The 14,773-nt window shown below is 72.9% G+C and carries 14 protein-coding genes; 1 reads left to right on the top strand and 13 read right to left on the bottom strand.

Features of this window, described 5'->3' with window-relative positions:
- Nucleotides 1–13: 13 nt before the first annotated feature.
- The 10 genes from ACWC97_RS22755 to ACWC97_RS22710 form a co-directional block, all read right to left on the bottom strand.
- The gene (locus ACWC97_RS22755) at nt 14–1,276 is read right to left on the bottom strand and encodes an ATP-grasp domain-containing protein (protein WP_450651211.1); all 1,263 of its coding nucleotides are present in this window, start codon (nt 1,274–1,276) and stop codon (nt 14–16) included.
- Nucleotides 1,273–2,667 (bottom strand): ATP-grasp domain-containing protein, encoded by a 1,395-nt coding sequence (locus tag ACWC97_RS22750; protein WP_352278195.1) that lies wholly within the window; start codon nt 2,665–2,667, stop codon nt 1,273–1,275. Before ACWC97_RS22750 ends, ACWC97_RS22755 begins: the two co-directional genes overlap by 4 nt.
- The gene (locus ACWC97_RS22745; RefSeq protein WP_450651208.1) at nt 2,664–4,025 is read right to left on the bottom strand and encodes an ATP-grasp domain-containing protein; all 1,362 of its coding nucleotides are present in this window, start codon (nt 4,023–4,025) and stop codon (nt 2,664–2,666) included. The genes ACWC97_RS22750 and ACWC97_RS22745 overlap by 4 nt, the downstream gene beginning before the upstream one ends.
- A gap of 87 nt (nt 4,026–4,112) precedes the next feature.
- Nucleotides 4,113–4,865, bottom strand: a complete 753-nt coding sequence (locus ACWC97_RS22740; RefSeq protein ID WP_352278198.1) for a hypothetical protein — start codon at nt 4,863–4,865, stop codon at nt 4,113–4,115.
- A gap of 262 nt (nt 4,866–5,127) precedes the next feature.
- The gene (locus ACWC97_RS22735; RefSeq protein ID WP_450651206.1) at nt 5,128–5,424 is read right to left on the bottom strand and encodes a 2Fe-2S iron-sulfur cluster-binding protein; all 297 of its coding nucleotides are present in this window, start codon (nt 5,422–5,424) and stop codon (nt 5,128–5,130) included.
- A gap of 48 nt (nt 5,425–5,472) precedes the next feature.
- Nucleotides 5,473–6,591, bottom strand: a complete 1,119-nt coding sequence (locus tag ACWC97_RS22730; protein WP_450651204.1) for an NAD(P)/FAD-dependent oxidoreductase — start codon at nt 6,589–6,591, stop codon at nt 5,473–5,475.
- A complete protein-coding gene (locus tag ACWC97_RS22725) occupies nt 6,588–7,553 on the bottom strand; it encodes a 2-dehydropantoate 2-reductase (protein ID WP_450651202.1) in 966 nt (321 codons plus the stop codon). The genes ACWC97_RS22730 and ACWC97_RS22725 overlap by 4 nt, the downstream gene beginning before the upstream one ends.
- A 168-nt stretch (nt 7,554–7,721) precedes the next feature.
- A complete protein-coding gene (locus ACWC97_RS22720) occupies nt 7,722–8,324 on the bottom strand; it encodes a TetR family transcriptional regulator (RefSeq protein ID WP_450651200.1) in 603 nt (200 codons plus the stop codon).
- Nucleotides 8,325–8,512: 188 nt separating this feature from the next.
- On the bottom strand, nt 8,513–9,259 hold the full coding sequence (locus tag ACWC97_RS22715; RefSeq protein WP_450651199.1) for an HAD family hydrolase: 747 nt from the start codon (nt 9,257–9,259) through the stop codon (nt 8,513–8,515).
- 50 nt (nt 9,260–9,309) lie between these two features.
- The gene (locus ACWC97_RS22710) at nt 9,310–10,299 is read right to left on the bottom strand and encodes a ScbA/BarX family gamma-butyrolactone biosynthesis protein (RefSeq protein ID WP_450651197.1); all 990 of its coding nucleotides are present in this window, start codon (nt 10,297–10,299) and stop codon (nt 9,310–9,312) included.
- A 270-nt stretch (nt 10,300–10,569) separates the two neighbouring features.
- On the opposite strand from ACWC97_RS22710, the gene ACWC97_RS22705 reads away from it, so the two are divergent.
- Nucleotides 10,570–11,217, top strand: a complete 648-nt coding sequence (locus ACWC97_RS22705) for a ScbR family autoregulator-binding transcription factor (RefSeq protein WP_352278208.1) — start codon at nt 10,570–10,572, stop codon at nt 11,215–11,217.
- Nucleotides 11,218–11,396: 179 nt separating this feature from the next.
- Here ACWC97_RS22705 and ACWC97_RS22700 read toward each other — a convergent pair whose 3' ends face one another.
- The 3 genes from ACWC97_RS22700 to ACWC97_RS22690 all read right to left on the bottom strand — a co-directional run bounded on the left by ACWC97_RS22700 (nt 11,397) and on the right by ACWC97_RS22690 (nt 14,686).
- Nucleotides 11,397–11,522 (bottom strand): ALQxL family class IV lanthipeptide, encoded by a 126-nt coding sequence (locus ACWC97_RS22700; protein ID WP_352278210.1) that lies wholly within the window; start codon nt 11,520–11,522, stop codon nt 11,397–11,399.
- 73 nt (nt 11,523–11,595) lie between these two features.
- Nucleotides 11,596–14,463: a class III lanthionine synthetase LanKC N-terminal domain-containing protein gene (locus ACWC97_RS22695; protein WP_450651194.1), complete on the bottom strand. Its 2,868-nt coding sequence runs from the start codon at nt 14,461–14,463 to the stop codon at nt 11,596–11,598.
- A 49-nt stretch (nt 14,464–14,512) separates the two neighbouring features.
- A complete protein-coding gene (locus ACWC97_RS22690) occupies nt 14,513–14,686 on the bottom strand; it encodes a hypothetical protein (RefSeq protein WP_450651193.1) in 174 nt (57 codons plus the stop codon).
- Between the last annotated feature and the right edge of the window lie 87 nt (nt 14,687–14,773).

Here is a 14,773-nt window from a genome sequence, read left to right as displayed (position 1 = left end):
GCCGGGCGGAGGGCTACGCGACCGGATCGGGCACGCGGGCGTGCGGCGCGGAGGTCCGCAGGGACAGCGACGCGAACAGGCGCGTCAGCCAGTCGCGGGTCTCCCCCGGGGAGTCCGTGCCGACGATCCCGGCGAGCGCGGTCTCGTGGGCTCCGTACGTGATGTGGTCGGGCAGCGGGGCGCCGGCCGGCAGCTCGTGCCAGGTGACGGTCCGGGGGTCGGAGCGGAAGGCCCCGGCCCCGTCGAACCCCTCGAAGACGCCCGCTCCGAGGTGGTGCCCGGGGTGGACGAACCAGCCGTACCAGCCGCGCTCGGCGGGCGGCGGCGGCAGCGTGCCCGCGACGGATCCGCCGACCAGGACGCGCAGTTCGAAGGAGGGCAGGTGGACGCCGGTCGCCAGCTCGAAGGTGTCGACGACGTCCGCGCCGCCGACCCGGTTGCCGACCTCCAGGAAGACCGGGCCGAACTCGTCGAGGATGGCCTCCAGGTGGAAGCTGCCGTTCTCGATGCGCACGGCCGCGAGCGCGGCGGCGACCCAGTCGGCGAGCGTGTCCGTGACCTCGCGCTGGAAGGAGCCCATCGGGGCGCCCTGCGCGTACGCCAGGCAGGTGCCCACGTACTCGGCGGCGCCCAGGGTCAGGACGGATCCGCGCTCGACCAGCCCGTCGAAGTGCAGGATCGGTCCCTCGACGAACTCCTCGACCTCGTGGTCCGGCAGGCCCCGGCCGTCCTCGTCGATCGACGCGACCCCGGTGCGCCGTCCGGTGAGTGCGGCGTGGGCCTCGGCCGCGCTGTCGAACACGACGACGTCGACGCTGGAGGCGCCCCGGTGCGGCTTGAGGACCGTCCGGCCCGTCCAGGGGGACGCGCCGCCGGAGGCGAGGAACTCCTCCACGGGCAGGAATCGCGGCACGCGCAGCCCGGCCGCCGCGACCGCCCGCTTCATCAGGACCTTGTCCCGGGCCAGTTCGACCTGCTCGACGGTGGCGCCCTGGACGCCGAGGTCGGCGCGGAGCCGGGCCGCGTCGAGGAGTTCGTACTCGGACATCGAGATCACCCGGTCGAAGCCCCGGGGCTCCGCGTCGAGCCACGCCCGCGCCTCGTCGTAGGGGGTGCGCAGGCCGGGCCGCTCGACCCGCTCGCAGCGCAGCCCGTCCGGGAGGGTGTCGAGCGCCGCGCGCCGGCCGAAGTAGGTGACGTCGTGCAGCGCGTGGTCGATGCCCCGGTGGTAGGCGATCTTCGGGTAGGGCACACGGTGCAGGACCAGGATCCTCATCGGGCCGCCTCCATCATCGTGGTCGGATCGGGGGTCGCCGGGGCAACGGCGGCGGGCACCGGCCCGAACGCACCGGCCCCGGACGTCCGGCCGGTCGCCCCGTCCAGCGCCTCCAGCCAGAGCGCGCGCAGGGTGCGGACGACCTCGCCCATGTCGGCGCCCGCGGCGGTCAGCACCACGCACCCCTGGGCGGCGAAGTCGGCGTTGTCCCGGGCGGTGGCGTGCAGCTCCCGCCGCTCCGGGGAGAGCCAGGCGAACTCCTTGACGGCGAGCTCGTGCGGGAGCAGGCCGTGGGCGGCGGCGGTCGCCGCGACGGCGTCCTCGAAGGGACGCGCGCCGGGGGCGACGTCCACCGGGGCGAAGGACCGGTCGGTCCGCACGCCCAGCATCACCGTCGCGGCCGAGCAACGGGGCTCCGGCAGCGCGGTCCCCGCCGTCAGCCCGAAGGCCGCGTCGACCCAGCGGTGGTAGAAGTCGATGCCGTAGACCCAGCGGGCCAGCGACCAGATCTTCATCCCGGCCGGCCGCCGGTTGGGCTCGACGACCGCCGTGCCGGCCGCGTCGTCGCTCAGCCTGATCTCGTTGTGGAAGGGACCGTCGCACTGCCCGACCAGCCAGTTGACCTGCCACCCGGCCCGCTCCACCGCGGTCCGCTCGGCGTGGTTCAGCCGGGCGGGGAGGATCTGGGCCACCTCGACGGGGTAGCGCCCGGTGGCGCTGACCTTCTCGGTGATGAAGGAGACCCGGCCCAGTCCGTCGAAGGAGTACTCCCGCCGGTAGGGCAGCAGCTCCTCGCAGATCACCCCGTTCTCCAGGTACGGACCGACCTCGGCGAAGGCCGTGTCCAGGGAGTCGCCTGGACCGACCACGGCCACGCCCCGGTTGTTGCCCTCCTTGGTCGGCTTCACCACGAAGCCGTGGGGGTGGCTGCGGGCGAAGTCCGCGAAGTCCTCGCGCGAGTCGACCGTGGCGAAGTCGGGCACGAGCAGCCGCTGCGCCGCGAGCAGCTTGCGGTGGGCCGCCTCGCTGAGCCGGTACTCGTGCTTGCAGAAGGCCCCGCCGGCCAGCTCCGGCGAGTCGATCCGCAGCCCGAGGCGGTCGAGGAGCACCGCCCCGCTCTGGACCGCGTTGTCGGAGAAGACCACGCCCGCCCTGAACTCCTCGCGCCGGGGCCAAAGGAGCCGTTCGGCCCGCTCGACGAAGTCCGGGCTCAGCGGGTCGAGGTCGATCACCTCGTCGCAGATCTCGGCGTCGGAGGCGGACGGGTCGGCCCGGATCAGCGTGACCTCCGTGCCGTGGTGCGTTCGGGCGTACGCGCTCATGTGCCGTACGTCGTCGATGCGGGACAGGTTGTAGTCGATGATCAGGAACCGGCCGGTCGATCGGCTCACCGCGCACCCCTCTCGTCCTGGGTCTCGTACTCGATGTCGATGGCGTGCGTGGACGCGCGTGTCAGCCCGGGGAGGACCTGGTCGGTCTCCCCGCGCGGGAAGCGCCACAGCAGCTGCCCGAGGAACACCTCGCGCGCGGTGGCGTCGACCGTGTCACCGGCCTTGAGCAGGAGGTGTGTGACCACGGGGGCGAGTGCCAGCTCCTCGTTCACCCGCACCGAGGCGATGCGCCCCTTCTCGGCGAAGAAGACCCGGAAGAAGGTGGCGTTCTCCGTCGGCGTCTCGCCGTCGGCGGTGTAGGAGAGGGCGGCGAGGCGCTCCGGGAACCCGTCGCCGGCGTCGGGCAGGAGCGAGCCGATCCAGAGGTCGAGGAGGCTCACGCCGCCGGTCAGCTCCCTGGTGCTGTGGGAGATCAGGCTGCCGCCGACCCGGGGGTTGATCTCGATGAGGTCCCAGCGTTCCCCGTCGGGACGGGAGGCGTCGTACCGGGCCTCGATGTGGAAGCAGCCCTGTTCCAGGCCGAGTTCCGTGAGGATCCGGCGCACCCAGCCGATTCCCGCCGCGCGCTCGGCGGCACCGATGCTCACCGGCGGGCTGGTGCACGCGTTCTCCAGGACGGTGCCGGCCGTCTCGGTCACCTCGCACTTCTCGTGCAGGGCGACGACGTGCGCCGTTCCGTCGACCGCGACGACCTCGAAGCTGAACTCCTGCCCGGGCAGGTAGTCCTCCACGAGGAAGGCCGGTCCGTCGTCGCCGAAGGCCGAGACGTAGACCGCGTCGTCGCGCGACTCGGCGGCGATCCGCTCGACATCCGCCCAGGTGGTCCGCGGGGTGAGCGGGAAGGCCCCGTACGAGGCGATGCCGCTCACCGGCTTGACGAAGTGGCGTCCCTCGGCCGCCTGGTGGGCCGCGAGTGAGGCGGGGGTGAGTCCGGCGGCCCGGACGCGGGTGAGCCCCGCGTCGAAGAGCCGGTTGCGCAGGGTCAGTTTGTCGCGGATGCCGAGGACCTGCTTCTCACCGAGGTCGCTCACGCCGAGCGACTCGTTGGCCAGGGCCATCAGATGGCGGTAGCCCTCCCAGACCGTGAGGCAGGCGAGGACGGTCTCGCCGTCGCGGCGGAGTCCGTCGAGGCAGGACTCCACGTCCTGGCGGGTCAGGGCGTGTTCCGTGGTGGCCGTGACGTGGTCGCCGATCCGCCGCAGTTCGTCCAGGCGGCCCGGGTGGGCCGGTTCGGGCCGCGAGCTGAGTACGAAGCTCTTCAGTCCCCTCGCGCGGAGGGCCTCGACGAGGTCCTCCACGAAGGAGAAGCCGACATGGCTGAGAAGGAGGATCCCCCCGCCCGTGTGCTGCTTGTGCACGATGCTCCTTGCTCCTTTACGGAGAGGCCGGGCGCGGACGCCGCCGGTGGGGTCGGCGGCGTCCACGCCGTTGCGGACCGGCCAGGATCAGGCGGCGGTCTTCTCGGCCGCGGCGATGGTGTTGTCGGCGAGCTCCTTGAAGTACAGGGCCAGGACCGTCTGGTGCTCCTGGAGGTACTTCTTGAAGGACTCGATGTCCTGCTCGTCACGGATCAGGAAGCGCACGGCCGCCCAGACCTCGCCCGGGTGGTCGTCGTTGATGTCCGTGTGGGAGTGGCTGATCTGGCCGCCGATGTTCTTCTCGCCGATCGACTCCTTGAGCGCGACGAGCTTGCGCGGCTCCAGCTTCACGTTCACGTACTCGACCAGGTAGGAGTACGCCACCACGCCGAGCGGACCCTCGTGGTCCAGCAGGTACGAGAAGTAGCCCGCGAGCAGCTTGGTGGAGAGGTACGGCTCGGTGGCGAGGAACTCCTCGCGCGAGACGCCCACCTTGGCGAGGTCCTGGATGAAGAGCTCGTCGTGGAGCATCTCCTCCTGTTCGTAGTTGGCCCAGATCTGGGCGGCCTCGGGGCTCTGCTTGGCGATCTCGGTGAGCGCCTTCGCCTCGGCGACGCGCAGCAGGCGGATGCGCCAGGCGGTCTCTATGAGGTTGCGCTTGTAGTAAGCGGAGTCGACGTTCTTGCTCTCCAGGTGGGCCGCGGCCGGCACGTTGGCGTACCACTCGACGACCTGGGCGTCGATCAGCCGGTCCATCTCGGCCCGCAGCTCGACCGCGGCGGCGGCGCCGAGGAAGGGCTTGCGGTTGCCGTAACCCACGTTGGACACACGGTTGTTCATGACTCTCCTCGTCAAAGGACATGGTGGTGCGTTTACGGATGGGCTGTGACATGTCCCCCGGTCCCTGGGCAGGAGGGATCCCGGCCCCTGGTCGTGATCCGGGGAGGACATGCGGGGGTGACTCGGGTCGGAGTTCTTCGCCGGCTCCGGCGGACATCGGCCGGACTGCCGTACGGACGCGTGCTCCGGGCGCCCCGGAGGGGGTGGCGCGCGCGTTACCGGAAGCCCGCGGGAACCGGCGGGCGCTCTTCGAGCCGGGTCGTCAGTTCGCCACGACGCGGATGGTCGCGGAATCCAGGAGGCGGCACTGGCAGGCGAGACGGTGGTTGCCGTCCGCCCAGCCCAGGTCCTCCAGGAAGTCGGTCTCCTCGGGGTCGCTCTCCCCGAGGGCGTCGGTGCCGTCGATGACCTCGACGACGCAGGCGCCGCAGGCTCCGGAGCGGCAGCCGAACGGGATCAGCGGCTCGGAGGTCTCGTATTCGATGTCCGTCAGCGGCGAGCCCTGCGGTAGGGCTATCGCGACGCCGTCGGGCATGAGGGTGAGTGTGTTGAGCTTCATCGCTTCCAAGTCCCCTCTTGGGCGGGGTCGAAGTGGCGGGGGCGTGGCTCAGACGGGCACGGCGACCGGTGCGGTCGGCGGGGCCGGTGCGGGCGGCATGCCCCCGGGGAGGGTGTCGGACGAGTGCTCGGGGGCGAGCCGCTGGCCCGGCCGCAGGGCCACCGCGGCGTGGTTGACGGCGGTCCCGGCCTCGCCGAAGCCGACGGAGATCAGCGGGACCCGGCCGGGGTAGGTGCAGCCGTCGCCGACCGCGTACACCCCCGGCAGGTTGGTCCGCATGGACCGGTCGACGCGGATGCGGCGGTGTTCGAGCTCCAGGCCCCAGTCCGCGACCGGTCCGAGCCCGGACGAGAAGCCCAGTGCCGCCACCAGGGAGTGGGCGGGCAGCTCCAGGATCCCCGTCCCGGTGCGGACCTCGACCCGTTCGAGCCGGTCCGGCCCGTGGCAGGCGACGACTTGGGCGTCTGTGAGGACGCGCACGGAGGACGCGTACAGCTGGCGGACGCTGTGCTCGTGGGCGCGGAAGGCGGCCCGGCGGTGCACCAGGGTCACGCTCCGGGCGATCGGCGCCAGGGCCAGCGCCCAGTCCACGGCGCTGTCACCGCCGCCGACGACCACGACGTCGTTCCCGGCGTGCGCGTCGAGCCGCGGTACGTGGTAGGCGACGCCCCGGCCCTCGTAGGGGACCGAGCAGGGCAGTTTGCGGGGGACGAACCTGCCGAGCCCGGCGGCGACCACCACCGCGCCCGCGTGCACCCGGGTGCCGTCGTCGGCGCCGAGCGTCCAGCCGGTGCCGGTGCCGGTGCCGGTGCCGGTGCCGGTATCGGTGTTCCGGGGGGTCAGGGTGACGGCCGTGCGGCCGAGGAGATGGGTGGACTCGAAGGGCGCGGCCTGCGCGAGCAGGTTGTCGACCAGCTCCCGGCCCCTGATGCCGGGGTGCCCGGCGACGTCGTACAGCAGCTTCTCCGGGTACATCGCCGCGACCTGGCCGCCCGGCTCGTCCAGCGCGTCGATGACGACGGTCGACAGGCCGCGGAACCCGGCGTAGTAGGCGGCGTAGAGACCGGCGGGGCCGGCGCCGACGATCGCGACGTCCGCGGTGGTCTCGGTGGGACCGTTGGTTCGGACGGAGTTGTGGGATCCGGTGGGTCCGGCCGGGGAGGTCATGCCGCACCCGCTTCCGCGCGCCGCTCGGCCGCGCGCGCCTCGCGCAGCCCGAGGACCTGGTGGAGGAAGCCGTTGACCGGGGTCGGGACGGAGTGGCGGGCGCCGAGGCGGACCACCGCGCCCGTCCACGCCTCCAGCTCGGAGGGGAGGCCCGCCGCGATGTCGCGTTGCAGCGACGAGGTGCCCTCGGCGGGCTGCTGGTCGACGAAGTCGAGGGTGGTGGCGACGATGTCCTCGGGCAGGACGGTGCCGGTGGCCCGGGCGACCTCCTGGATCTCGGTCATCGCGTCCGCGAGCAGGCGGCGGGTGCCCGGCCGGGACCGGAGCGCGCCGATCGGTGCGTCGGTCACCGCTCCGAGGCCGCCGAACGGGGCCACGAACAGGAACTTGGCCCAGAGTTCGGCCCAGATGTCCTGCGGAACCACCGCCGTCGCCCCGGCCCCGTCGAGTGCCTCTCGCAGCGCCCCGACCCGCTCCGAGGGGCGGTTGTCCCACTCGCCGAAGGTCAGGGAACCGAGCCCGCCCACGTGGCGGATCCGGCCGGGCCCCTCCAGATACGTGATGATCTTCGCGCTGCCCGGCAGCACCGCGTCCCTGCCGACGGCCTCGGCGACCTCGGCCGGCGCCTCCACCCCGTTCTGCGTGGTGAGGACCGCCGTGCCGTCCTTCATCAGGGGCTTCAACAGGGGTAGCGCGTCCGGGAGTTGCCAGGTCTTCACGCCGAGGAGGATGAAGTCGGCCGGCCCGGCCTCGGCCGGGTCACCGGTCGCTTGCAGTGCGTCGGCCGGAACGGAGAAGCCGCCGGGGGAGCCCGCGGCCGCGCCGCCCGCCGGGCCCTCGACGGTGAGTCCGTCGCGCCGGAGGGCCTCCAGGTGGCGCCCCCGCGCGATGAACCGGACGTCGTGCCCGGCCGCGGCGAGACGGCCACCGAAGTAGCCGCCGATGCCGCCGGCTCCAACCACCGCTACTTTCACGGACTTCCCCGTTTCTCTGCGATGCGGCGGGCGGCGCCCGATGGGCGCGCGCCCCGGAGGCCGGATCACCTCCTGCACCGAGAACAATACAGAACGTTCGCTTTGTTTTGCTAGGGGTTTCCTGGCATCGACCGGAGGAGACGGGGTTTCCGTGCGTCAGATCCGCTCGGCCGGGGTCCCGGTGAGGGCCAGTCGCCAGATCCGCTCCAGCCGCGCGGCCGGGCTCCGTACGACCGGGTCGGTGGCCTCCCTGTCGGCCCTGACCTGCAACTCCGCACCGGCGAGCAGGTATACGGCCATGTCCGCCAGGGTCTGCCGGAGCTCTTCGGCCCGGGACGGGTGGCCGTCCTCGTACGCGCGGTGGAGCTGTTCGCGCACCGCCGGCAGCCACACCTCCACCCACCGGCCCGCCCCGCCGGGTCGTTCCCGGGCGAGCCGGACGGCGGAGCGCACGACGTCGTCCTCCTCCAGGAGCGTCGCGATCCCCACGGTCAGCCCGACGACCGCCTCCAGGCCGGGGTCCCGCTCCTTCGAGAGCCGCTCCACCAGGTCTCTCGTGATCGCGAGACCTTCCTCCTCGACGGCGTCGGCCAGGGCGGCCTTCGCAGGGAAGTGAAAGGTCAGCGCCCCCATGGAGACGGCGGCCAGCTGGCTGATGCGCGACAGTCTGGCGCCTTGGTAGCCGACCTCGCAGAACTCCGTCGCGGCCGCCCGGACGAGTATGCCGCGCGTGCGAGCGGCCCTTCCCTGGATCACCATCAACGCGTCTTCCTTCCTTGCTTCGATACCCCCCGTTTCCTGTCCGTCAAAAAATAGCAAGCGTTCTGTATTATTTGTGGCCCTGGAACGGCTTCGATGAAAGAAAGACGACTGTGGGCCGGGCCCGGATGCACTTCGGGGGTGGCCGCTAGATGCCGACCACCCCCGATGCGCAACCCCTTGACCTCCTACCGGGCGAGTGCTCCGTCGTGCACCGCGCTCCCGGCGGCGGAGAGGGAGGCCCGGCCGTCGCGCGGCCCGGCCGCCTCCTCGTCCAGGGCCCTGAGCAGCTCCCCGTCGATCGCGTGCAGCGAGTCCACCACGTGCCGGATGCCGGCTTCCCGCATCAGATGCCTCTGATAGCTGTGCTCGAAGGAGCTGGGGTGCCCGATGAACGGCATGCCGAGCCGCGCGGCCTCCTCTCCCACCCTGGCCACGTCGTCGATGACGAGCACCTGGTCGTGGGCGAGCCCGAAGTGGTCCGTGGCGATCTCCCGCAGACCGGGCCGGAAGGAGTCGGTGCAGATGTAGCCCGGCTCGTCGAAGAGCTCCGCGTGGTCGCCGAGGAACCTGTCGAAGTGGCCCTTGGCGAGGCCCCCGTAACAGACCGTCGCGAGCCCCGCCGCCCGCAGCCGGACGAGCAGTTCCACCGCTCCCTCGCTCATCCGGACCGGATGCTCGGCGACGTACCGCGCCCGCTCCGCGAAGTACGCGTCCAGAGCCTGGTCCCCGGTCATCGGTTCGTCGACGGCCTCGGCGAGCAGCCGGCCGGCGACCGCCCGGGGCTGGGAGAAGATGCTGCGCTCGGTCTCCGCGGTGTACGCGCAGCCGCGGCTGGTGAGGAAGTGGTGGATGACCGGGCTGAAGGTGTCCTCCAGCATCACTCCGTCGATGTTGACGGCGGCCAGGCGCAGCCGGGTGAGCGGTCGGATCATGGTGGTGTCCCCCTGGTGTGCTGAGTCGTCCGGACCGGTGGCGGGGCGGATCAACGTCCGTGCCCGCGGCGCTGGGCGGGAATCCTGGAGAGCAGCCGCACCGGCCGGAGCGGGGTGGCGGTGACGAGCGCGGTGAAGGCGAGGGTGCCGTTCTGCTCGGCCTCGACGCGCACCCGCTCGCGGCCGTCGGTCCGCTCGCCGGGAGACGCCTGGATCCAGCAGTGGGCGTCGAACTCCACGTACTGCGAGAAGGTGGCGTCCATGGCGGTGGCGATCACCGGCCGCGCCCCGGTGGCGGAGTGGGTGGCCTGCCGGGCCGCTTCGAGGAGCAGCATGCCGGGGGCGTGGTCGACCGGGTGGTCGAAGAGGAACGGGTGCGCGTGGTCGACGCGCAGCCCGGCGCGGAGCGGCACGTCGGTGGGGGAGAGCACCACATCGGCGAACCGGGAGCGGCCGACCTGGCCGGGAGCCATCGGCGGGGCCTGCGGCACGGACCGGCGGACCGCCTCGTCGATGTCGGCGTAGGGGCCGCGCAGACGGGGGTAGACGGTGGGCGTGAGGTTGGCGAAGGCGGTCTCCGCCCACCCGAGCGGCCTGCCGTCGACGTACATCTCGACGTGCATCCGCACGGAGGAGAGCCGTCCGGCGCGGCGGACGACGTCGGAGCAGCGGATGTCCATCTCGACCTCGGCCGGCCCGTCGGTGACCGCGAGGGCGGCGGGGTCGATCTCGTAGCGGAAGGTGCTCCACGTCTGGCGGTGTCCGAAGGGGACGTCGTAGGCGGCGTGGCTGAGCAGCGGAACGGTCTGGCGCACGGATTCGGCGACGAGCAGCGGATCGTGGTGCGCGTTCACCGGGCCGTAGAAGGCGTGGTCGACGGGCCAGCGGGCGGTGACCCGGAAGCGGTCGGGCGCCACGGGGAACCAGCCCGTGAGCAGCACTTCGGACTGGACCGTCTTGTGGACGAACTCCTTCGGTACGGACGTGGCGAGCAGTTCGCGCAGATCGCCTGGACTCGTGTCGGTGGTGGTGACGGACATCTGGAATCCCCCCGAGATGCATGGAATGGAGCTGGTGCGTATGGCCGAGCTGTTCCACCAACGAAAATAAAGAATGCTCGTTTTGTTTTGAGCAAAGAAAAGGCAAAGTGTAAGTCATGGGTAAGTCAAATGTCCGTGGTTTAGGGGTCAGTTTCCCGAAATGTCGCCCGATGGTTCCGATCGGAATCCGCCGCCTTCCGCTGGCTTGGCAGCGCTGCTTACCCCCGCGTACCATAAGAAATGTTCTGTTTGTTCTAGGAGGTACGTACCATGGCGCAGCGACCGAAGCAGGAGAGGGCGATCCAGACCCGCAAGGAGATCCTTCGGGCCGCGGCGGTCGTCTTCGACACGTCGGGTTTCGCCGGTGCGAGCATCAACCGCATCCTCGCGGAGGCCGATCTCACGGCCGGTGCGCTGTACTTCCACTTCAAGTCGAAGGAAGACCTCGCGCGCGCCGTCATGAACGCGCAGCCGGAGTCCATAGTTCCGCAGCTCTCGTCCGAGGGTCTTCAGCGCCTGGTCGACATCACTCTCGTCTGGGCCCACCGGCTCCAGACGGACGTCCTTCTGCGGGCCGGTGTCCGGCTCACCGGCGAGCAGGGCGCGTTCGGCCTGCGCGACAGCACGCCGTACGAGGACTGGAGCCGGATCATGGCCGACTGCCTGCGGGTGGCGGTGGAGAAGGGGGAGCTCCTGTCGGGCATCGAGCCGGCGGAGCTGGCCGAGTTCGTGGTGGAGTCCTGTACGGGGATGCAGACCTACTCGGCCGTCGCGAGCGAGGGGCGCGCGGACCTGGTCGACCGCGTGGTCCGCATGTGGCGCCTCCTGCTGCCGGGGATCGCGGTCCCCACCGTCATCGCCCGCACCGAGCTCGACCCGGCCCGCGGTGTGAGCGCGCTTCAGAACGCGACCGCGTAGGCGAGCGACCGCGTACGCGACCTCCCGTGTGGGCGACGGGGACGCCCCGGGCCCGCGCGGTGTCCGTCACCCGGCCCGGGGAGTTCCGGGTGACGGACGGCCGGGCGGCTATCCGCCGGGCGCGACCTCGGGGTACCGGCCTGGGACGCCGGTACCCCGAGGTGTGCCGTGACGTCCCGTCAGCAGCCGCTGGTGTGGATGTTGCAGGCGGTGATCAGCGCGGCGGCGTGCTCCTCGCCCCGGCTGTCCTCGGCGCGCAGGTCCTCGGGGAGGAGCTGCAGGGCGTCGATGTCGTGCTCCATCATGTCGGTCTCCTTCGATCGGTGGGGCCGGGTCCGCGGGGACCCGGTGCCGGCGGCCGGGTGGCCGCCGGACGACTCAGGGGGTGGCGCGGTCTCCCTCGGGGAGCCAGGCGCGGGGCCCGCCGTACCGCAGGCGCAGCAGCAGCGAGAGGCTTCCGGCGAGGCCGGTGGCGTACTCGGCGAGGACGGTGCGGCGGTTCTCGTCGGGCACCAGGAGGCGGCCGTCGCGCAGGACGGCCTGGGCGGCCAGGTGCTCGACGAGCAGTTCGGCGTCGGCGCGGTACCGCTCCTCGCCGGTCAGCCCGGCCATGTCCAGGAGGAGTTCGGCGTTGCCGGTCAGCCCGTGGCAGGTGGCGGGGGAGTCCGTCACCCGGCCCGCCAGGACCGCCTCGGCCGCGCCCTCGGCCAGGGAACGCAGGGTGGCGTCCCGGCCGTCCCCGGCCGCCCAGAGCCGGACCAGGAAGGTTCCCGCGCCGGACGAACCGCTGCACCAGTGCCGGGCGAGGTCCGGCGAGTCGGAGAGGTGCCGGGCGCGGTCGACGGGCCAGAGCGTCCCGGCCGGACCGCCGCGGGCGGCCGTCGCCAGGGTCCGGCCGGCCTCCGCGGCCACGGCGCGGAAACGCTCCTCGCCGGTGGCCCCGGCCGCCCGGAGCAGGAAGGTGCCGACCCCGGCCACGCCGTGCGCGAATCCGTAGTGCCAGGAGCCCGCCAGCGCCGTGCCGTAGTCCTCGGGCACCGGCCAGAAGACGCCCTCGGGGGTGCGCCGCGCCGCGTCGAGCAGCCCGTCCGCGATCCGGGCGGCCCGGTCGAGGAAGCGCTCGTCGCCGGTGGCGTCCCAGAAGTGGAGCTGGGCCAGGCCCGCACCGGCCGCCCCGTGCGTCACATCGGGGCTCGGCCACCGTACGGGCAGCTCCAGGGCCGTCTTCACGGCGCGTTCGGCGAGGTCGGTGTCGTTCAGCGCCCGGGCGGCGTCGAGCAGCGCCCAGGCGGTTCCGGACCGGCCGAAGTGCAGGCCGGGCAGGTCGCCGGGGAGCGCGTCCTGCCGGTCCGCGGTCCAGTGCGCGGCAGTGCGCAGCCCCTCGCGCAGCGCCGCCGGGTCGGGCCCGGCGCCGTGCCGCAGCGCCCGTGCGAGGACCGCGACCCCGCCCGCCGAGCCGTGCTGGAGGGCGACCGGGTCGCAGGTCTCGCCGAAGCGGTCCGAGGGCCAGAGCCGTTCGGGGTCGTCGGGGCGCATGGTGGCCAGGAGGTGGGCGAGGCCGTCGCGCAGAAGGCGTTCGCGGACGTCCTCGGGCCGGTCCGTACGGTCCGGAGCGCCGGTGGGGGCGCTCTCCGGCGGGGCCGGGCGGAAGGCGCGGGCCCGCTCCAGCGTCCAGCGGCCGGCGGGATCGTCCCGGGTCAGCCCGAGGACCAGCGGGGCGTACGCGCGCACCACCGGCCGGTCGCGGCCGAGGAGTTCCACGAGCCGGGCCATGCGCTCCTCGCCGGGACGGGCCGCCGCCCGGGGCAGGTCCGGGGCGAACAGCGGATCGGCGCCGCTCAGCGCGTGCAGCACGGTCGCGCCCAGGGCGAACAGATCGACGGACGGCCCCAGCGTGGGCGCCACCTGCCCGGCGGCGCGCAGCTCCGGGGCGGCGTAGCCCGGGGTCGAGCCGAGGATCCAGCGCTCGCCCTCCGGCGCCGCCATCTCCAGGTCGATCAGGAGCAGCCGCCCCTCGGGGGTGACCATGATGTTGTTGGGGTTGAAGTCGTGCAGGGTGACGCCCAGTCCGTGGGCGGCGGCGACCAGCCCGACGAGCTGACCGACCAGCGACGCGGCCGTCCCCATGTCCGGGCAGGCCACGCCGCCCGCGACGAGCCGTTGGGCGACGGTGCGGCGCAGCGTGGCTCCGGGCACCGACTCCACGGCCATCAGGACACTGCCCTGCTGCTCGAACACCTCGACGACGCGGGGCGCCAGGGGGAGCTCCGGGGCAGGGGTCGAAACGGGGTCCGGGGCAGGGGCCTGGTCCGGCGTCCGGGCGGCTGCGGAAAAACGTTCCAGCAGTGCCGCTTCCCGGCGCAGCAGGTCCCGTACGTCGAGCCCCTCCACCCCCGCGCCCACATGGGCGCGGGCCTGCTTGACGACGACCCGCTCCCCGGTCCGGGTGTCCTCGGCCCGGAACACCCCGCCCTTGTTGGAGTGCTGGATCGCGCCCCGTACGAGATAGCGCCCGTTCAACAGCACGGGCTTCGCCGTGGCGGTGGTGCGGACCGGGGCGGCCGGACGGTCCGGGAACGGGTCGCCCGCCCAGGCCGGCGGGCTGTACCAGGCGTTGCGCTCGTCGGCCACCGGCCGCCCCTCGGGGTCGGTGAGGAGCGGGACGTACGTGCCGTCGGGGGCGAGCCGGCGGGGGGCGGAGAACACCCCGTACCGGTAGAAGACCTGGCTGTCGGGGCGGTAGCGCCGGTCGGAGAGGACGGCGGGGCCGGGCAGGCCGACGGTGGCCCGGTGCAACTCCTCGGCCAGCAACCGGAACTGCTCGTCGTCCGCCGGGTAGACGGTGATGAACTTGCCGGACCCGCCGCGCGCGAAGCGCCCCGAGACCAGCTCGGTGACCCGGGCCGGGCTTCCCGCGAACTTGAACCGGCACCGGTGGGCGACCAGCACCTCGGCGGCCCTGGCCAGCGTCAGCGGCGCGGCGAGCGGGGTGGCCGAGACGTGCAGCTTCCAGCCCTGCTCGCGCGGGGCCGGGCCCTCGGGGACCGCGTGGCACCAGAACGCCGCCTGGTCGAGGCGCCATTCGTGCTCCGCCCCCGGCGCGTGCCGGGCGATGGCGGCGCGTACCAGACCGGGGAGGAGCGCGAGGTCCTCCGGGCGTTCGGGACGGGCACCTTCCTGGTGGGGACCTTCCCGGTGGGAACCTTCCCCGTCCGGCGGTCCGGCGGCCTCGGGCGATGCTGACACGCGGATCGACCTCGCAAGTCGTGGACGGACGGACGAAAGGGCGCGGGGTCTACTGCCGGGGCGGGGCGTAGTCGTCGCCCCAGCTGGTGTCGGCGAGGGACGCCGCGACCATGCCGGCCGGGTCCGCGCCGTGCCCGTGGTCCGCGGGACCGGCCACCACGGCGGCGACGCCGGCGGCGAGCACCGCCGTGAGGACGAGAAGGCTGCGGACGGCTGAGGTCATGGGTGCGGCTCCTGGATCGGGAGTGTGGTGGCGGCGAGCACCGCGTGGGACGGGGTCCGCCGCCGGTCGTCGCAGCTGAAGGGGGTT

The organism is Streptomyces sp. NPDC001108 (genome assembly GCF_053598535.1).
The sequence above is the reverse complement of the archived record's forward strand: the minus strand, read 5'-3'. Positions and strand labels throughout refer to the sequence as shown.